General features: G+C 73.7%; 16 protein-coding genes. 10 read left to right on the forward strand and 6 right to left on the reverse strand.

The window, feature by feature from the left end:
- Positions 1-638 precede the first annotated feature (638 nt).
- Together AC07FY_RS13590 and AC07FY_RS13595 are read right to left on the reverse strand one after the other, a co-directional pair.
- Positions 639-2,342, reverse strand: coding sequence for a lytic transglycosylase domain-containing protein (locus tag AC07FY_RS13590; protein ID WP_479004911.1), 1,704 nt, complete (start codon positions 2,340-2,342; stop codon positions 639-641).
- 231 nt (positions 2,343-2,573) lie between these two features.
- Positions 2,574-2,996: an ATP-binding protein gene (locus tag AC07FY_RS13595; RefSeq protein ID WP_479005473.1), complete on the reverse strand. Its 423-nt coding sequence runs from the start codon at positions 2,994-2,996 to the stop codon at positions 2,574-2,576.
- A 146-nt stretch (positions 2,997-3,142) separates the two neighbouring features.
- On the opposite strand from AC07FY_RS13595, the gene AC07FY_RS13600 reads away from it, so the two are divergent.
- The 3 genes from AC07FY_RS13600 to AC07FY_RS13610 are packed head-to-tail and all read left to right on the forward strand — an operon-like array spanning position 3,143 to position 5,437.
- The gene (locus tag AC07FY_RS13600; RefSeq protein WP_479004914.1) at positions 3,143-4,003 is read left to right on the forward strand and encodes a helix-turn-helix domain-containing protein; all 861 of its coding nucleotides are present in this window, start codon (positions 3,143-3,145) and stop codon (positions 4,001-4,003) included.
- Complete coding sequence (locus tag AC07FY_RS13605) at positions 4,000-4,188, forward strand: DUF397 domain-containing protein (RefSeq protein WP_479004917.1); 189 nt, start codon at positions 4,000-4,002, stop codon at positions 4,186-4,188. The genes AC07FY_RS13600 and AC07FY_RS13605 overlap by 4 nt, the downstream gene beginning before the upstream one ends.
- Positions 4,189-4,234: 46 nt before the next feature.
- Entirely contained in the window at positions 4,235-5,437 is a 1,203-nt protein-coding gene (locus AC07FY_RS13610; RefSeq protein WP_479004920.1) for a serine hydrolase domain-containing protein, read from the forward strand.
- Positions 5,438-5,452: 15 nt separating this feature from the next.
- Here AC07FY_RS13610 and AC07FY_RS13615 read toward each other — a convergent pair whose 3' ends face one another.
- Positions 5,453-6,679: an amidohydrolase family protein gene (locus AC07FY_RS13615; protein ID WP_479004923.1), complete on the reverse strand. Its 1,227-nt coding sequence runs from the start codon at positions 6,677-6,679 to the stop codon at positions 5,453-5,455.
- A 164-nt stretch (positions 6,680-6,843) separates the two neighbouring features.
- Between AC07FY_RS13615 and afsR the strand changes: the two genes are divergently transcribed.
- From afsR to AC07FY_RS13635, 4 genes are all read left to right on the forward strand, one after another.
- Positions 6,844-9,906, forward strand: coding sequence for an SARP-family global regulator AfsR (gene afsR, locus AC07FY_RS13620; RefSeq protein ID WP_479004926.1), 3,063 nt, complete (start codon positions 6,844-6,846; stop codon positions 9,904-9,906).
- A gap of 222 nt (positions 9,907-10,128) precedes the next feature.
- Entirely contained in the window at positions 10,129-10,317 is a 189-nt protein-coding gene (locus AC07FY_RS13625; protein ID WP_479004929.1) for a hypothetical protein, read from the forward strand.
- A 195-nt stretch (positions 10,318-10,512) separates the two neighbouring features.
- The gene (locus AC07FY_RS13630; protein WP_479004932.1) at positions 10,513-11,280 is read left to right on the forward strand and encodes a class I SAM-dependent methyltransferase; all 768 of its coding nucleotides are present in this window, start codon (positions 10,513-10,515) and stop codon (positions 11,278-11,280) included.
- A 47-nt stretch (positions 11,281-11,327) separates the two neighbouring features.
- The gene (locus AC07FY_RS13635) at positions 11,328-11,594 is read left to right on the forward strand and encodes a hypothetical protein (protein WP_479004935.1); all 267 of its coding nucleotides are present in this window, start codon (positions 11,328-11,330) and stop codon (positions 11,592-11,594) included.
- 13 nt (positions 11,595-11,607) lie between these two features.
- On the opposite strand, the gene AC07FY_RS13640 is transcribed toward AC07FY_RS13635, so the two are convergent.
- Positions 11,608-13,278 carry a FadD3 family acyl-CoA ligase gene (locus tag AC07FY_RS13640; RefSeq protein WP_479004937.1) on the reverse strand — a complete coding sequence of 557 codons (1,671 nt, stop codon included), beginning with the start codon at positions 13,276-13,278 and terminating at the stop codon, positions 11,608-11,610.
- Between the two features lie 93 nt (positions 13,279-13,371).
- On the opposite strand from AC07FY_RS13640, the gene AC07FY_RS13645 reads away from it, so the two are divergent.
- Genes AC07FY_RS13645 through AC07FY_RS13655 form a run of 3 tightly spaced genes read left to right on the forward strand, consistent with a single transcriptional unit; the run spans position 13,372 to position 15,764 of the window.
- Positions 13,372-14,523 carry a lipid-transfer protein gene (locus tag AC07FY_RS13645; protein ID WP_479004939.1) on the forward strand — a complete coding sequence of 384 codons (1,152 nt, stop codon included), beginning with the start codon at positions 13,372-13,374 and terminating at the stop codon, positions 14,521-14,523.
- Positions 14,524-14,544: 21 nt separating this feature from the next.
- Complete coding sequence (locus AC07FY_RS13650) at positions 14,545-14,991, forward strand: Zn-ribbon domain-containing OB-fold protein (protein ID WP_479004942.1); 447 nt, start codon at positions 14,545-14,547, stop codon at positions 14,989-14,991.
- A complete protein-coding gene (locus AC07FY_RS13655) occupies positions 14,988-15,764 on the forward strand; it encodes an enoyl-CoA hydratase/isomerase family protein (RefSeq protein WP_479004945.1) in 777 nt (258 codons plus the stop codon). The genes AC07FY_RS13650 and AC07FY_RS13655 overlap by 4 nt, the downstream gene beginning before the upstream one ends.
- Before the next feature lie 157 nt (positions 15,765-15,921).
- On the opposite strand, the gene AC07FY_RS13660 is transcribed toward AC07FY_RS13655, so the two are convergent.
- Both AC07FY_RS13660 and afsK read right to left on the reverse strand, forming a co-directional pair.
- A complete protein-coding gene (locus tag AC07FY_RS13660; RefSeq protein WP_479004948.1) occupies positions 15,922-16,431 on the reverse strand; it encodes a peptidylprolyl isomerase in 510 nt (169 codons plus the stop codon).
- Positions 16,432-16,479: 48 nt separating this feature from the next.
- On the reverse strand, positions 16,480-18,885 hold the full coding sequence (gene afsK, locus AC07FY_RS13665; RefSeq protein ID WP_479004951.1) for a protein serine/threonine kinase AfsK: 2,406 nt from the start codon (positions 18,883-18,885) through the stop codon (positions 16,480-16,482).
- Positions 18,886-18,900 lie beyond the last annotated feature (15 nt).

Below are 18,900 nucleotides of genomic sequence, written 5' to 3' on the forward strand. Positions count from 1 at the left end.
AAAAAAACGGACCATCCTCCCCCTCCCCCCTGCTGGGGGGGGGGGCGGCCCCCCCCCCCCCCCCCCCCCCCCCCCCCCCCCCCCCCCCCCCCACGTCGTTACCGGTGCCCGGGGCCGGGACGGCGGGTGCGGCTCCCGCCTGCGCCCATCGCCCCCGGGGGGCGGGCCGGCCGGGGCCGGGGGCCGAGTGCGGGCCGGGGCCCGGGGGCCAAGGGGCTTAGTTCGGCCGAGGCCGGGGCTGTGTACGGGCCGGGGCCGGGGGCCGAGTGCGGGCCGCGGCCCGGGGGCCAGGGGCCCAGTTCGGGCCGAGGCCGGGGGCTGTGTACGGGCCGAGGCCGGGGGCTGTGTACGGGCCGGGGCCGGGGGCCATGAGCCGGCCGGGGATCGGGTTCCCGGGGGCGGGGAGACCTGGTCCGGGTGGGGCTGTCGGGGGGTGGGGCGGGGGCCCTCCGGAGGGGCTCCTCGGCTCGCGCATCGAGCCGCGGCTGCGGGAGGGCGGACCCGGGTTGCGCGCTCGTCCTGCGGGACCCTCCTGCGCACCCCCGCCCCACCGCCGGGCTTCGTGAGTCACCGACCGGCTCCGGCACCACCGGCCCCGCCGGCCACTGAGGCACGCCGGCGGGGTGGCAGGCGTCGGCTTACGGCTTGGGGGCCGGGGTGGTGGTGGCCGGGGCCGTGATCCTGAGGTCCAGGAGGAGGGTGACCCCCTGAGGAGTGGTCAGGCGGAGGGTGTACGTGGCCGGGACGAGGTCCGCGTCGGTGAAGAGCTCCGGGAGGACGACCTTGCCGTCGGGGCCCGACGTGAGCAGCGGAAGCCGGTAGGTCTTCTTGCCGGCCCCGTCCTTGAAGTACGGGCTCTTCGCGGTCCCCGGGTCCACCGGGACCCACGCGCCGCCGGCGTCCTTCACCACCAGCTCCGCGAAGACCTCCGCGCCCTCCACGGCCTTGCCCGCGGCCGTGGCGAGGACGGTGATGTCCTCGATGCCCGTACCGGCGACGGCCTCCAGCGGCTTCGCCCCGTCCGGGCGGGCCAGCCGGTCGGCGACCGGCTTCGGCTTGGCCGTGACCGTGCCGGTGAACGCCTTCTCGAGCCGGCCCGTCGTGTCGGTGGCCGAGACCCGCAGGGTGAACGTGCCCTCCCGGGGGCCCGCCGTGAGTCCGGGGGCGGACGCGATGCCCTCGGCGTCGGCCACGGCCACCAGGGAGTCGGCCGGGGCCTTCGGGAAGCGGGTGCCCCCGGTGGTGTCGCCCACGACCACGAACACGACCTGCTGCCCGGCGGCCGGCTTCCCGTCGCTGAGAAGCACCTTCACCCGCGGCACCTCGGTGAACGCCGAACCCGCCTCGGCCGTCAGCCCGGCGCTGCCGATCACCGACAGGTCCTTCAGGTGCGGGGCCGGCGGCTTCGGCTTCTCCGGGGTCGGAGTCGGAGTCGGAGTCGGGGTGGGCGTGGGGGTGGGAGTCGGCTTCGGGTTCGGCGTGTGCGTCGGCTTCGGCGTCGGGGTGGTCCGCGCCGGCGACTGCGGCGTGGGCAGGGTGCTGCCCGGCGTCTCGACGGGGAAGTTCCCGGCCGGCGGGTTCGGGACCTCGCCGACTCCGCCGTTCTGGTACTGCCGCATGTAGCCGAGCACGGTGTTCACGTACTCGCGCGAGTTGTTGTAGCTCAGGACCGCCGCGTCGAGCTTCGCTTCCACCGAGAGGTCGCGGTCGCCCGCGCACAGGTAGAGGCCCGCGCCGAGCGCCGCGTCGTAGATGTTGTTCGGGTCGCGCTTGGCGTCGCCGTTGCCGTCGGCGCCCCACGTGGCCCAGGTGGAGGGGATGAACTGCATCGGGCCGACGGCGCGGTCGAACTCGGTGTCCGCGTCGAACTCGCCCTTGTCGGTGTCGCGGATCTCCGCGAAGCCGTTGCCGTCGAGGCGGGGGCCGCGGATCGACTTCTCGGTGTAGCCGTCGGCCTTGAGCCCGTAACCCGAGGCGTGCACGGACTCGACCCGGCCGATGCCGGCGAGCAGCTGCCAGGGCAGGTTGCAGCCGGGGAGCGCCGAGGCCACGGCCACTTCGGCCCGCCGGTAGGCGTCGAGGGCGGTCGCGGGGATGCCGCTGGCCCCCTCGGGCACGGTCCCGTCGGCGGCCGGCGGCGGATCGGCGACGAGGTCGGGCAGGTCCAGCCGGGCATCACCGCGGTCGGTGGCCTGCGGGCTGTCGGGAGTCGGCTCGGACTCCCCCGCGTCGGCGGTCGACGGGCTGGTCACGACCGCGGCGGTGGTCAGACTGGCCGCGAGTGCCGCGGTGCACAAGACCTTGCGCGAGGTGTTGACGAGGTGACGGTGAAGCGGCTTCACAGTGCGGCGATCCCCCCAGGAGCCGTCATGGGCGTACGGCCGGTCGGGCCGTGAATATCCACTGTCTATCAGGTATTCCCAGGAGACTCGCCGTCACCCCGGAAGATATGACGGACCATTCGTCTCACCTTCACCGCGGTCCGGTGGCCGTTCGCACACAGGGCCAAAATCCCTGTCCGCATTGGCCACATGACCGCCGGTTCCGCCCGGTTCACCGCCCTTTCCCGGTGTTTACGGCCGCTGGTACCGAGCCCGGTCCGGTGGCGCGGTTCCGAGCTCGGCCCACACCGTCTTGCCCGGCCCCCGCGCCACCACCCCCCACTCCCGGGCCACGGCGGCCACCACCAGCAACCCCCGCCCGCCCTCCGCCGACCACGGGTCGACGGGCGCGGGCGAGGCCGGCGGTTCCCTGTCGCAGCGGGTGTCGCTGACCATCACCCGCACGTTCCCCGCCTCGTGCTCCAGCCGCAGTTCGAAGTCCCGCCCCGGCAGGTGCCCGTGCAGTACGGCGTTGGCGGCCAGCTCCCCGACGACGAGCCCGACGTCGTCGGACAGCTCGCACCCGTAGGGGATGCCCCAGATGTCCAACTGGGCCTGCGCGAGCCTCCGGGCGAGCCGGGCCCCGCGCCGTGTGGAGCTGAACCGCTGTGCCATGTCACTCTTTTCAGTCGTCACATCACCGAGCGTGTCCGCCGCGCTCTACGCTTTCCAGTGGTCGCGGCGTGACGCCCTTGCGGTGTAGGCACGCCGACGTCCGTGTGTACGGCTTGTACGGACGAAGGCGGTACAGCGTGAAAGACATGACAGACCGCGAGGAACGGCCCGAACGCCCGGTGGAGGCGGACGGCACGGCCCATCTGTTCCGGGCGCTCGGCAAACAGATCAAGGCACTGCGGGAGGCGGCCGGCCTCCACCAGAGGGAACTGGCCGCGCGGCTGCATGTCAGCGAGGACCTGATCGGCGCGATCGAGCGGGGCGTCCGCACCCCGCAGCCGGACCTGCTGGAGCGGGCGGACGAGGTCCTGGGAGCGCGCGGGGTCCTCCGGGCGGCGGTCCCGGACGTGAAGGACGCGCTGAAGCGGGCGCGGACCCGGCACCCGGACTGGTTCCGGAGCTATGCCAACGCCGAGGCTGAAGCTGTTGCTCTGCACGTGTACAGCGTTCAGGCAGTACACGGACTCCTCCAGACGGAAGCACACGCCCGGTCGCTCTTCTCGCACCGCCGGCCAGTACTCGACGAAGAGACCGTCGAGAAGCGCGTGGCTGACCGCCTGTCGCGTCAGGTGATCCTCGACAAGTGGCCGGCCCCTACGTTCAGCTTCGTCCTGGAGGAGGCAATCCTGGACCGCCCGATCGGCGGACCCGAGGTGCACCGCGAGCAACTGCGACGGATTCTTCAGGTCGGCAGCCTTCGTACGGTGCACCTCCAGGTGATGCCGACAAGGCGAAGCGAACACCCCGCGATGGACGGCTCGTTCAACCTCCTGCACCCGAAGGGGCGGCAACAGGTGGCCTACACCGAGACCTACAACCACGCGCGCGTGATCACCGACCCCGAGGAGGTCCGTGTCTACGCCGAGCGCTATGGGATCATCCGGGCACAGGCCCTCTCGCCCGACGAGTCGCTGGCCTTGATCGAAAAGAAGCTAGGAGAGCCATGAACAGCACCGGACTGGCCTGGTTCAAGAGCAGTTACAGCGGCGGCGAGGGTGGGGACTGCGTCGAGGTCGCCGCCTGCTCCGCCGCCGTCCACGTCCGCGACTCCAAGGTGGCCGGCGGTCCCGAGCTGGCCGTGGCCCCCGGGGCCTGGGACGCCTTCCTGGGCGGGGTTACCGCGGTTCGCTGATCCCGCCCGGCGCGCGCGGGAGCCCGTACGGATCCATGCTGGGCTTGTGAGGCGTACTCGTACGGTGCTGCTCTGCATCGCCGGGCTGGTCGCGGCCACGCTCCCCGCCGGAGTGGCAGATGCCGCGCCGGCAGGCTGTGTCAGCACCCCCGGGCCCGCCCGGGGCCGGGCCGCGGACGTGCTCAGGGTCGCCGAGCAGGCCAAGCGGGAGCTCGGACTGAACTCCTTGATCCTCCGGGTGTCCCAGGACGGCGAGGAGCTGGTCACCACCGCGCTCGGCGAGTCCGTGACGGGCGTTCCCGCGGATCCGGCGATGCACTTCCGCTCGGGGTCGGTGGCGATCGCGTACATGGCCACCGTGCTGCTCCAGCTGGTCGAAGAAGGCAAGGCGGGACTGGATGACACCATCGACCGCTGGCTGCCGGACGCGCCGCACGCCGAGAAGATCACCCTGCGCCAGCTCGGCAACTCCACCTCGGGCCTGCACGACTACGTGACGGACCCGAAGTTCCTCGCCGAGCTGGAGGCCGCGCCGTTCCGGCACTGGACCCCCGCGGAGGTCATCGGCATCGCCGCCGCCCATCCGCTCTGGTACGAGCCGGGCACCAACTTCAGCTATTCGCACGCGAACTTCCAGCTCCTCGGCGCCGCCCTGGAGAAGATCAGCGGCGTGTCGCTGGAGCGGCTGCTCCAGGAACGCGTGATGGGGCCGCTCGGGCTGAGCGAGACCGCCAACGCCGCGACCCCCGAGATCCCGGTGCCCGCGCTGCACTCCTTCACCTCGGACCGCGGGATCTATGAGGAGTCCAGCTACTGGAACCCGTCGTGGACCACCGCTCCGGGCGCCGTCCTCACCACCGACATCTGTGATCTGGAGCGGTCCGCCCGCGCCGTCGGCACCGGCGAGTTGCTGTCCGCGGAGTCGTTCGAGACCCAGCTGGACCCCGGGACGGTGGGGCTGGGCGGCACGAAGGGCGGATGCCCGGCCACCGTGTGCCTGAAGAACACGCCGGAGGCGCACTTCGGCTTCGGGGTGCTCGTCGTCAACGGCTGGATCGAGCAGAATCCCTCGTTCTCCGGTTACGCGGCCCTCCAGGCGTACCTTCCGGCGCAGAAGCTGGCCATCGCCGTCAGCGCGACCAAGGGCCCGAAGACCCCCGAGGGCAACCAGGCCCAGACCGTGGCCGAGCGGATCTCGGCGCTCCTGGCCCCGGACCACCCCCTGAAGTCGAAGCACCCGTCCTCCTAGGGCGTGTCCTTCGGATCAGGCCCCGGGGCCCGGCCACAGGCCGTCCTCGGTCAGTCCCAGCAGGCCGATGGCGTTGCCGCGCACGATGCGGTCCACCACATCCGGTGCCAGGTGGCCCATCTGGGCCTGGCCGACCTCGCGGGACCTGGGCCACGTCGAATCGGAGTGCGGGTAGTCCGTCTCGTAGAGGACGTTGCCCGCGCCGATCGCGTCCAGGTTCTTCAGACCGAAGGCGTCGTCGAAGAAGCAGCCGAAGACGTGCTCCGCGAAGAGCTCGGACGGCGCGCGGTGCACCTTGTCGGCGACCCCGCCCCAGCCGCGGTTCTCCTCCCAGACCACGTCCGCACGCTCCAGGATGTAGGGGATCCAGCCGATCTGGCCCTCCGCGTACATGATCCGCAGGTGGGGGAAGCGCTCGAACTTGCCGCTCATCAGCCAGTCGACCATCGAGAAGCAGCAGTTGGCGAAGGTGATGGTGGAGCCGACCGCCGGCGGGGCGTCCGCCGAGGTGGACGGCATCCGGCTGGACGAGCCGATGTGCATGGCGATGACGGTGCCGGTCTCGTCGCAGGCCCGCAGGAAGGGGTCCCAGTAGTCCGTGTGGACGGACGGCAGGCCGAGGTGCGGGGGTATCTCCGAGAACGCGACCGCCCGGACGCCGCGGGCGGCGTTGCGGCGGACCTCGGCGGCCGCGAGGTCGGCGTCCCACAGCGGGATGAGGGTCAGCGGGATGAGCCGGCCGCGGGCATCGGGGCCGCACCACTCCTCGACCATCCAGTCGTTGTACGCCCGCACGCCGAGCAGTCCCAGCTCGCGGTCGGACGCCTCGGTGAAGGTCTGGCCGCAGAAGCGCGGGAAGGTCGGGAAGCAGAGCGCCGACTGGACGTGGTTGACGTCCATGTCCGCGAGGCGTTCGGGAACCGAGAAGGACCCCGGGCGCATCTGCTCGTAGGTGATGACTTCCAGTTTGATCTCGTCGCGGTCGTACCCGACGGCCGTGTCCAGCCGGGTGAGCGGCCGGTGCAGGTCCTCGTACACCCACCAGTCGCCCACGGGGCCGTCGTCGCCCTTCTCCCCCATCACGGGGGAGAACTTGCCGCCGAGGAAGGTCATGTCCTTCAGGGGGGCGCGGACGACGCGGGGGCCGGTGTCCCGGTACTTGGACGGGAGGCGGTCCCGCCAGACATGAGGGGGCTCCACCGTGTGGTCGTCCACCGAGATGATCTTCGGGAAGTTCTCCATGCCGGATACGGTAGCGCCGATCTGACGAACCGTCAGCTCCTCGCGCGCCGATCGGGCCCGGATCAGGGGCGGATCAGGAACGACTCCGTCCGGGACGGGCTGACGTGTACGCGCAAGACAGGGCAGACTGACCCTTACACCGACGGAAGGCAGGGGGACGACAGATGGACGGCGTACCGGCCATCCCGCAGCCGCGGAAGCACCCCGAGTCCGTGACGGCCACCGCCGCACCCGCAGCCCTCGCCCGCCCCGGCGCCGGGCCCGGCCGCCCCGCCCCGGTGCACCGCGCGACCGGGGGCCCCGAGCGCGCCGCGGCCGGCGGCGAGTCCCGCTTCGCCGTACTCGGCCCCATCCGCGCCTGGCGCGGGGGCGACGCGCTGCCCTCCGGGACCCCCCAGCAGCGCGCCCTGCTCGCCGCGCTGCTGCTGCGCGACGGACGGACCGCGACCGCGCCCGAGCTGATCGACGCCATCTGGGGCGAGGACCCGCCGCAGCAGGCCCTCGCCACCATCCGGACCTATGCCTCCCGCCTGCGCAAGGTCCTCGACCCGGGGTTGCTCGTCTCCGAGTCCGGCGGCTACGCGATCCGGCTGCGCTCCGCCGCCACCCTCGACCTCGGTGTCGCCCGGAGCCTGGCCGCCGACGCCGAGGCCGCCCGCGCGGCCGGCGACCGGCCCCTCGCCCGCACCCTGCTGGCCCGCGCCCTCGACCTGTGGGACGGCGAACCCCTGGCCGGGGTCCCCGGTCCCGCCGCGGAGACCGAGCGCACCCGGCTCGCGGAATGGCGCCTGCAGCTGGTGGAGACCCGTCTCGACCTCGACCTGGAGGTCGGCCACCACGCCGAGGCCGTGTCCGAGCTGACCGCCCTCACCGCCGCCCACCCGCTGCGCGAACGGCTGCGCGAGCTGCTGATGCTCGCCCTCTACCGCAGCGGCCGGCAGGCGGAGGCCCTCGCCGTCTACGCCGACACCCGGCGCCTCCTGGCCGACGAGCTCGGCGTCGATCCGCGGCCCGAACTCGCCGCCCTCCAGCAGCGCATCCTGAACGCCGACGCCGACCTCGCCCGCGCCGAGGAGCCGGCCCCGGCCGCCGCGGCCGTCCACGTGCGGCCCGCCCAGCTGCCGGCGACCGTCCCCGACTTCACGGGCCGCACCGGCTTCGTCGAGGAGCTCGGCACCCTCCTCTCCGACGGCGCCGAGGGCCAGGTCATGGCCGTGTCCGCGCTCGCCGGGATCGGCGGCGTCGGCAAGACCACCCTCGCCGTGCACGTCGCGCACGCCGCCCGCCGGCACTTCCCCGACGGCCAGCTCTACGTCGACCTCCAGGGCACCGAGCCCCGGCCCGCCGAGCCCGAGGCCGTCCTCGGCTCCTTCCTGCGGGCGCTGGGCACCCCCGACACCCTCATCCCCGACTCCCCCGCCGACCGCGCCGCGCTCTACCGCTCCACCCTCGACGGCCGGCGCGTCCTGGTCCTGCTCGACAACGCCCGCGACGCCGCCCAGGTCCGCCCGCTGCTGCCGGGCACCGCGGGCTGCGCCGCCCTGGTCACCAGCCGGGTCCGCATGGCGGGCCTCGCCGGAGCCCATCTCGTCGACCTCGACGTGATGAGCCCCGAGGAGGCCCTCCAGCTCTTCACCCGGATCGTCGGCGAGGAGCGCGTGCGCGCCGAACGCCAGGCCGCCCTGGACGTGGTCGGCGCCTGCGGCTTCCTGCCGCTCGCCATCCGCATCGCGGCCTCGCGGCTCGCCGCCCGCCGGACGTGGACCGTCTCCGTCCTCGCCGCCAAACTGGCCGACGAGCGCCGCCGCCTCGACGAGCTGCAGGCCGGGGACCTCGCCGTCAAGGCCACCTTCGAGCTGGGCTACGGCCAGTTGGAGCCGACCCAGCAGCGCGCGTTCCGCCTGCTCGGCCTCGCCGACGGCCCGGACATCTCCCTCGCGGCGGCCGCCGCCGTACTGGACCTTCCCGAGCACGACACCGAGGACCTCCTCGAAGCCTTAGTGGACTGCTCGCTGCTGGAATCCGCCGCCCCCGGCCGCTACCGCTTCCACGACCTCGTACGGCTCTACGCGCGTGCCTGCGCCGAACGCGACGAGCAGCCGCCGGGCGGACGCGAGGCCGCCCTGGACCGGCTGCTGGACTTCTACCTGGCCACCGCCTCCGGGGTGTACGCGCTGGAACGCCCCGGCGACCGGCTCCCGGCGCACCTGTCGCGGACCCACTACCCCGGGCTCGTCTTCGCCGAGCCGCGCGCCGCCCTGGACTGGCTGTACGCGGAGGCCGACCCGCTGCTCGCCTGCGTCCGGCAGGCCTCCGTACGCGGCGGCGGGACGCTCGTCCTGCGGCGGGCCGTGGACCTGCTGTGGGCGGCGAAGGACCTGGCCGAGTCGGGCGCCAACTCCCGGCAGTACGAGTCGGCGGCCGTCGCGCTGCGCGATGCCGCCCGGGCCGCCGAAGACCCGTACGCCGAGGGCCGGGCCCGCACCACGCTCACCAACGTGCACCTGGTCGCGGGCCGGTTCGCCGAAGCGGACGACGAGGCACGCCAGGCCACGGCGCTGGCCCGGGAGGCCGGTGACCCGCTGCCCAGCTGCTGGGCGCCGAACGACCGGGGGATCATCGCGCTCTACCAGGGCCGGCACGCGGACGGCGAGCGGTACCTGCTGGAGGCCATCGAGGGCTTCCGGGCCGACGCCAACAACGTGGGCGAGGCGAGCGCGCTGTGCAACCTCTCCCGCATCCACGTCGAGCTGGGCCGGCTCGGCAGTGCCATAGACCTCGCCCAGCAGGGCATCGCCATCTACGACCGGATGGGCCTGACGCTGCGCCTGGCCAACGGCCGCTACGCGCTGGGCATCGCCCTCACCCAGGCGGGCCGGCTCGGCGAGGCGCTGGCGCAGCTGACGGAGGCGCTGGCGCTGTTCCACGACAACCGCCAGCCGCTCTGGGAGGGCGTGACCCACTTCCGGCTGGCCGAGGCCCATCTGGCAGCCCGCCGGCCCACGTTGGCCGCCTCGCACGCCGAGCAGGCCATCGCGCTGCGCGGGATCGGCGGCGAGTGGCGGCGGGCGACGGTGCTGACGGTGCTGGGCAAGGCCCTGATGCGGCTGGGGCAGACGGACCGGGCGCGGGCCTGCTGGCGGGACGCGGAGGCCGTGTTCACGCAGCTCGGATCGGCGGAACTGGCCGAGGTGCGGGAGCTGCTGGCGTCGGAGATCGCGGCTTAGGCCTTGTCGTCAAAACCAGGCGGGACTTCGACGACCGGGCCCAGCGTCGTGACCTGCGGTGACGGTCGATGAACGAGGCGTTCATCGTTCGTTTATCGCCGCGCGCCACTCTTGGTTCATCGACCCGGCGCGTCGGGGGGCTACCGGGTCGGTTGGAGGACACCCGCTCGGCGGCCGCGGGGGAATCGCCGAGCGGGCCCTACCCACCCATCAGGAGATCCGATGACGACGAACGAGAACATCCTGCCGGACACCGGCGACGTCAAGCCGCTGGACAACCACGCGTCGGGCGCCGACATCGAGACGCTCGACAACCACGCCTCGGGGGTCGAGATCAAGCCGCTGGACAACCACGCGTCGGGCGAGGAGCTCCTGACGATGGACAACCACGCGTCCGGGCCGCGCCCGTAGGGACGGCTCGGGGGGAACCGCACCGGCGTACGGGGGAAACGTACGGGGGAACGGGTGCGGTGACACGGGGGGGAACCCGTACGGGGGACACGGGGGAGCACGGGGGGACGGCGGTCGCGGTGGCCCGGAGGGGGGGCCATCGCGGCCGCCGCCGTGTGCCCGTGGGCGGGTGGGGCGTGGGCCTACCCTGGGGACGTGTTCACCAGCAACGGGCCGAGCGTCCGCGAACTCGCCATCCAGGCCCTCTCCTCGGTCGAGCGCGGCTATGACCTGCTCGCACCGAAGTTCGACCACACGCCCTTCCGCACGCCGGACCGGATGCTCGACGCCGTCGAGGAGGTCCTGGCCCAGCGGGAGGGCTCCTTCGGTGCCGGGCTGGACGTGTGCTGCGGCACGGGAGCCGGGACCGGGATGCTGCGGCGGCTGTGCCGGGGGCGCGTGAGCGGGGTGGACCTGAGCGCGGGCATGCTGGAGGAGGCCCGGCGGGCGCATCCGGACCCGCGGGTGGACTTCGTACGGGCCGACGCGCGGGCCCTGCCGCCCGTCCTCGCGGACTCCTACGACCTGGCCGTGAGCTTCGGCGCCTTCGGCCACTTCCTCCCGGCCGAGCGGCCCGCCCTCTTCGCCGGGATCCACTCGGCGCTGCGCCCGGGCGGGCTCTTCGCGTTCCCGATCGGCGCACCGGTCCCGGTGGGCCACCCGCTGTGGTGGGTGCTGACGGGCTTCGACGCGGTGATGCGGGTGCGCAACGCGCTCTGGCGCCCGCCCTTCGTCATGTACTACCGGACCTTCCCGCTGGGCGGGGTCCGCGCCGACCTGGTGGCGGCCGGCTTCACGGTGGAGACGGTGCCGCTGGACCACTTCGGCCGCCGGCCCTCCGGCGCCCCGAACTGGCGGCTGGTCCTGGCCCGCAAGGACGGGTCGTCACACCGGACGCCCGGGTGGAGCGGCTCGGTTCAGTAGGCCGGCTCAGCACCCGTGGAGGGCACCTTGTCAGCCGAACTTCCCGCATGGATGTTCCCGCCCCGCCCGAGCGGCTGGGAGGCGGACGACCTCGACCACCTGCCCCAGGCACCCCGGCACACCGAGCTCATCGATGGAGCGCTGTCACGGTCGCCTACGACCGGGTCGAGGACGAGCCGAGCGGGCCAGCCGTCCACGTCTACGAACTGGACACCATCACCCGGTCGTACGTCGCGCCCGGGATCCACCGCGAGTGGGTGAAGGTGTCGGTTCCGTTCCCCGGGGCCATCGACCCGGGCAGGCTCGTCCCCTGATCCGGCCCCTGACTCAGCGGGCCCGCAGTTCGCGTTTGAGGATCTTGCCGCTCGCGTTGCGCGGGAGTTCGGTGACGAACTCCACGGCGCGCGGCACCTTGTAGTTGGCCATCTCCCGCCGGGACCAGGCGATCAGGTCGTCGGCGGTGAGGGTGGAGCCGGGGCGCCGGACGGCGTACGCCTTGCCGACCTCCCCCAGGCGCGGGTCGGGGACGCCGACCACCGCGACGTCGGCGACGTCCGGGTGGAGGCCGAGGAGCTGCTCGATCTCGGCCGGGTAGGCGTTGAACCCGCCGACGATGAACATGTCCTTGATCCGGTCGGTGATGCGCAGGTTGCCGTCCGCGTCGGTGAAGCCCACGTCGCCGGTGAGCAGCCAGCCGTCCGGGGTGATGGCCTTCGCCGTCTCGTGGGGGTCCTCGAAGTAGCCCCGCATGACGTGGTGGCCGCGCACCGCGATCTCGCCGACCTGGCCGGTGGGCAGGGGCCGGCCCTCCGCGTCCCTGATCATCACCTCGGTGTCGGGGATGGCCCGGCCCGAGGTCTCGGCGATGGTCCGCACCGGGTCGCCGCGCCGGCACATGGTGACGATGCCGCTGGCCTCGGAGAGCCCGTAGGCGGTGAGGACGGTGGCGATGCGCAGTTCGCCGCGCAGCCGCTCGACCAGCCGGAGCGGGACGACGGCCGCGCCGGTGACGACCAGGCGCAGGGCGGACAGGTCGTGGTGGCCGCGCTGGGGGTGGTCGAGGAGGGACTGGTGGAGGGTGGGCGGCCCGGGGAGCACGGAGATCCGCTCGGCGGTGATGTTGGCGAGGACGGTGTCCACGTTGAAGACCGGCTGCGGGACCATCGTGGCGCCGCGCATCAGGCAGGCGATGATCCCGGCCTTGTAGCCGAAGGTATGGAAGAAGGGGTTCACGATCAGGTAGCGGTCGCCCTCGCGCAGTCCGGCGAGCTCGCTCCACACGTCGTAGCAGCGCAGGGTCTGGGCGTGGGTGATGACGGCGCCCTTGGGGCTGCCGGTGGTGCCGGAGGTGTAGATGATGTCGGACGGCGCGTCTCCCGAGATCGCGTCGGCGCGCTCGCGGACGGTGCGGGCCGGCACGCGGTCCCCGCCCGCCAGGAACTCCTTCCACGTGAGGAAGGAGTCCGGGGCGTCCTCGGCGAGGACGACGACCCGCTCCAGGTGCGGCAGGCCGGGCAGCGGGCCGTCCCCGGGGCCCTCGGCGGCGGCGCGGCGCAGGGAGGCGACGTAGGAGGTGCCGAGGAAGGTGCCGGTGACGAAGAGCAGGCGGGCCCTGCTGCGCCGCAGGACGTAGGCGGCCTCGGTGCCCTTGAAGCGGGTGTTGAGGGGGACGAGCACCGCGCCGGCGGAGACCGCGCCGAGGGCGGAGACGATCCACTCGAGGGTGTTGGGGGCCCAGACGGCGACCCGGTCGCCCGGTTCGACCCCGGCGGCGATGCAGGCCGCGGCGGCGCGTTCGACGCGCTCGCCGAGCCCGGCGTAGTCCAGGCGGACCCGCCCGTCGACGACGGCCTCGCGGTCGGCGTACCGCGCGGCCGCGTCCCGCACCAGGCCCGCGATGCTCCCCCACCGCAGGTCCCCGCGCGGGTCGACCTCCTCCTCGGCGCCCGTCCGCCCGTAGCCCGGCACCGGTCCGCCCGCGTCCACGCCCTCGTCCATCGCACGCCCTCCTGCGATCCCAGTAGCTGACTATCCGTCAGATTAGCTGTAGCCTTCGCGGCTGTCAGTACCGATACACCCCCGGAGGTGGCGATGGCGGCAACGCTCAAGGACGCGACGGCGATAGTCGGCATCGGACAGACCGCCTTTGCCAAGCAACTGCCGCAATCCGAGAAGGAATTGGCCTGCCGGGCCATTCTGGCAGCCCTCGCCGACGCGGGCATAGAGCCGACCGAGGTCGACGCCTTCGCCTCCTACACCATGGAGGAGACCGACGAGGTCGAGGTCGCCAAGGCCATCGGCGCGGGCGACGTCACCTTCTTCTCCAAAGTCGGCTACGGCGGCGGCGGCTCCTGCGCCACCGTCGGCCACCTGGCCTCCGCCGTGGCCACCGGCCAGGCCACCGTCGGGGTCGCCTGGCGCTCGCGCAAGCGCGGGTCCGGCCCGCGCCCGTGGAAGAACACCGCCGTCCAGCTGCCCACCCCCGGCCAGTGGACCCGGCCCTTCGGACTGCTGCGCCCGGCCGACGAGATCGGCATGCTGGCCCGCCGCTACATGCACGAGTACGGCGCCACCCGCGACCACCTCTTCAACGTGGCGATGGCCTGCCGCAACCGGGCCAACGAAAACCCGGCCGCCATGATGTACGAGCGCCCGCTGACCCGCGAGATGTACATGACCTCCCGCATGATCAGCGACCCGCTCTGCCTCTTCGACAACTGCCTGGAGACCGACGGGGCGCTGGCCTGCGTCGTCGTCTCCGCAGGACGGGCCCGGGACTGCCGCCAGAAGCCCGTCTACGTGCACTCCGTCGCGCAGGGCCTGCCCGCCCAGCACCACGGCATGGTCAACTACTGGAACGACGACCCGCTGTCCGGGCCCGCCTGGACGGCCGCCCGGCACCTGTGGAAGCAGGCCGACTTCGGGCCCGAGGACGTCGACGTCGCCCAGATCTACGATGCCTTCACCCCGCTCATCCCGCTCTCGCTGGAGGGCTACGGCTTCTGCGGGCGGGGCGAGGGCGCCGCCTTCACCGAGGGCGGGGCCCTGGAGATGGGCGGCAGGCTCCCGATCAACACCGGGGGCGGCGGGCTGTCGGAGGCCTACGTGCACGGCTTCAACCTGATCAACGAGGGCGTCAAGCAGCTGCGCGGCGTCTCCACCGCCCAGGTGCCCGACGCCGCGACCTGCCTGGTGACGGCGGGCGAGGGCGTGCCGACGTCCGCGATCCTGCTGCGCGCCTGAGCCTTCGAGGAGGGCCACGCCATGACCACCACCGAGGAATCGCTCCTGCTCCCCGTCCCCGACGCGGACGGCGCCCCCTTCTGGGAGTACGCCGCCCGGGGCGAACTGCGCGTCCAGGGCTGCGCCGCATGCGGCCGGCTCCGCTTCCCGCCGCGCCCCTGCTGCCCGCACTGCCGGTCCTTCGACTCCGAGTGGCGCCTGACCAGCGGCCGGGGCCGCATCTGGTCCTACGTCCGGCCGCACCCGCCGCTGCTGCCCGCCTACGCGGCGCAGGCCCCCTACAACGTGGTGCTCGTGGAGCTCGCCGACGCCCCGCACATCCGGCTGGCCGGGAACCTGGTGTCCTCGGCCGACGCACCCCTGAACTCGGTGGACCCGGCCCGGCTGCGCATCGGGGCGCGGGTGCAGGTGGCCTTCACCGAGACGGGCGGGTTCACGGTGCCGCGCTGGATCCTGGAGAAGCCGTGACGCTGCGCGTGGAGCGGAACGGGGCGAGCGGCGTCGCGGTCGTCACCCTGGACCGGGAGCACCGGCACAACGCCGTCGACCTGGAGACGGCCGCCGCGCTGGCCGAGGTGTGGCGCGGGTTCCGCTTCGAGGACGGGGTGCGGGCGGTCGTGCTGACCGGCGCCGGCACGGCCGCCTTCTGCACGGGCATCGACCGGGGGGCGGACGTGCCGCAACCCGGGTCGCCCTACTCGGCCGACGATCCGCTGCTCTCCATCGGCCCCAAGGCCAACGACCTGTGGAAGCCGGTGGTCGCCGCCGTGAACGGCATGGCCTGCGGCGGGGCGTTCTACCTGCTCGGGGAGGCGGAGTTCCTCATCTCCTCGACCTCCGCCAGCTTCTTCGACCCGCACACCTCCTACGGGATGGTCAGCGCCTACGAGGCGGTGTACATGGCGCAGCGGATGCCCTTCGGGGAAGCGGCGCGGATGTCCCTGATGGGCACGGCGGAGCGGCTCTCCGCCCGGCGGGCCCACGAGATCGGACTGGTCTCGGAACTGGCCGAGCCCGGGGAGCTGCGCGCGGCGGCGCTGCGCGCGGCCGGGACCCTGGCCGCCTTGCCCACCGAGGCCGTGCAGGGCACCGTACGGGCGCTGTGGTCGGCGAAGCAGGCGGCGCTCCAGCAGGCCCTGGCCCAGGCGCCGGCGCTGATCGCGCTCGGGAACCTGGCCCCGGAACGGCAGGCCGAGCTGTTCGCCGCCCGGCGGCCGGGGACGGAGTTCCGGCTGCGTTGAGCTCCGAGCCGCCTGCGGAGCGCGCGGGGCGGCGGGGACGGCGGGGGACGCCGGGAAGAAGGGCGGGGGGCCGGACCACAGCGGCTGGGAGCGGAAACGGCGGCGGCCCCGGCCCCCGGGAGGGGGCGGGGCCGACCGGCCGGAACGGCGGAGGGGATCAGGCGGAGACGACGCCCGAGGCCGCGATCTCGACCTTGCCCTTGGGGGCGCCGGACTGGGAGCCCAGGGCCTCGATCTGGTCGACGAGCTCCTGGCCCGAGACGACCTCGCCGAAGACGACGTGCTTGCCGTCGAGCCACGGGGTCAGGACGGTGGTGATGAAGAACTGCGAGCCGTTGGTGTTGCGGCCGGCGTTCGCCATCGACAGCAGGTACTTGCGGTCGTGCTTCAGCTGGAAGTTCTCGTCCTCGAACTTCTCGCCGTAGATGCTCTTGCCGCCGGTGCCGTTGTGGTTGGTGAAGTCACCGCCCTGCAGCATGAACTGCGGGATGACGCGGTGGAAGCCCGAGCCCGCGTAGCCGAAGCCGTTCTGGCCCGTGCAGAGCTCGCGGAAGTTGCGCGCGGTCTTCGGGACGACCTCGTCGAAGAGGTTGAAGACGATGCGGCCCTTGGCCTCGCCGTTGATGGTGATGTCGAAGTAGACGTTTTCGTTGCTCATGGGGTCCATCCTGTCACTCCCGGTGCGCTCCGCGAGCGGGAGGGGGCCCGAGTCGCCTCAGCCGCTCGTCCGGGTGCCCGTGCCCTTCGCCGCGTCCAGGGCGTACACGCAGCGGTCCTTGCTGCACGCGTAGACCACGCCCGCCTCCGCGACCGGCGCGCCCGTGATCTCGCCGCCCGTGGCCAGCTTCCAGCGCAGCTGGCCGCCAGCGGCGTCCAGCGTGTAGAGGCAGTGGTCGGCCGAACCGAAGTGCACCCGGCCGTCCGCGACCGCCGGGAGGCCGGTGATCTCGCCGCCCGCCGCGAACCGCCACTTCGGGGTGCCGGTGACGGCGTCGAGCGTGTACAGCGCGCTGCCCGCGCCCAGGTGGACGTTGCCGTGCGCGACCAGCACCGGGTCGCTGGACGTGCGCGCCTCGGTCGCGATGCGCCAGCGGTCCTTGCCGGTCGCCGCGTCCAGGGCGTAGACGGTGCCCAGGTAGTCGGCGAGGTAGACCCCGCCGCCGGTGACCGCGGCGCCGGGGGCGAAGGCCGGGGGCGCCAGGAAGACGGCGGGGGCCTCGAAGTGCCAGCGGACCCGGCCCGAGGCCCGGTCGACGGACAGCACGCGGGTGCCGGCGGCGACGTAGACATTGCCGTCGGGCGCCGGGGTGACCCGTACGGGCACGTTGCCGCAGGAGGCCGCGTCACCCACCGGGTAGGACCAGGACTCCCGGCCGCTGCGGGCGTCGAGCGCCCGCAGCCGGGCGTCCTGCCACACGTACACCGTGCCGTCATGGAGGACGGGGGCCGCCTCCGGGGTCTCGAAGTCGGTCTGCGCGCCGGTCAGCTCCCACAGCTTCTGGCCGCTGGATGCCTCCCAGCCCTGTACGCCGCCGCCGCGGGTGGCGGTGACCAGCGTGCCGCGCCCGGCGCGCAGGGCGTACACCCAGGCGTCGGCGGACACCCGCCACCGCTCGGAGCCGTCGGAGGCGTCGAGTGCGAAGAGGGAGGGGCCGTCCGAGGCGTGGATGCGGCCCTCGGCGACGGCCATCGACCAGGCGACGTCACGGGTCTTGAACTGGCGCCGGCCGCTGGCCACGTCCAGGGCGTGCACCTCGAAGGAGGTGACGTAGAGCAGGTCGCCGGCGACGGTGGGGGTGCCCCAGACGTCGTTGGACATGCGGAAGCGCCACGGGCGCCAGCGGCCGCTGTCCGGGGCGGGTCCGGGAGCCGGTACGGAGGGCAGCGCGGCGGGCGCGGCCACCGAGCCGCCGGGCGGGCGGATCCAGCCGGTCGCCGCGTCGGCGGCGGCGTGCGCCGCGGGCGCCGCCGCGGTCGCCCGCGGCCCCGGTCCGATCGGCACCGGGGAGCCGCCGAGCAGGACGGGCTCGCCCGAGGCCGCGGGCGAGCGGGGCGGGTGGTGCGGGCGCTGGGGCACGGCGTGCCCGGTCCGCGGGTCCGCCCATCCCTCGGCGCCGCGCTGGCGGCGGTGCGTGGCCGGGCCCGAGGCCGGGCCCCTGGACGCGGCCCCGGATCCGGCTCCGCCGTCCCGGCCGGGGGCGGGGGCGGGCACGGCGGCGGGCGTGCGGTTGCCCGCGCGGCGGGCCTCGATCATCGCGACGGCCCGTCCGGGCAGCCAGGCCGAGGCGGTGCCGCTGTCGTCGCCGCCGTCGAAGAGGTGCGGGGCGAGCTGCGCCTGGAGGTCGGCCGGGGTCGGCCGCAGGGTGGCGTCCATCTGCATGCAGGACTCGATGAGCGGCCGCAGCTCGCCGGGCAGGCCCTCCAGGTTGGGGCCCTCGCGCAGCAGCATGAAGACCGTCTCCACCGGGTTGGCTCCGTGGTAGGGCGGGTGGCCGGTCGCGGCGAAGACGAGGGTGGAGCCGAGCGAGAAGACGTCGCTGGCGCCCTTGACGCTGCGCGAGTCCTTCGCCTGCTCGGGGGACATGTAGGCGGGGGTGCCGACGGCGACGTTCGTCATGGTCAGGCGGGTGTTGGAGACCCCGCTCGCGATGCCGAAGTCGATCACTCGCGGCCCGTCCTCGACGACCAGGACGTTGGACGGCTTCAGGTCGCGGTGGACCAGCCCCGCGCCGTGGATGGACTGCAGGGCCTCGGCGATGCCGGCCGCGAGCCACCGGACGGCCTGCGCGGGCATGGGCCCGCACTCGTTGACGATCTCCTCCAGGGAGGGCGCCGGGACGTAGGCGGTGGCCAGCCACGGCACGGCGGCACGCGGGTCGGCGTCGACCACGGCGGCGGTGTAGAAGCCGGACACGGCGCGGGCCGCCTCCACCTCGCGGGTGAAGCGGACCCGGAAGAGCTGGTCCTCGGCGAGCTCCGTGCGCACCGTCTTGATCGCGACGCGCCGACCGGACGCTGACCGCGCGAGATAGACCAGCCCCATGCCGCCGGCGCCGAGCCGTCCCAGCACCTCGAAGGGGCCGATCCGTCTCGGGTCGTGCTGCGTCAGCTGCTCCACCACTCGCCTCCACACCTC

The sequence above is a fragment of the Streptomyces sp. NPDC045967 genome, from assembly GCF_056430495.1.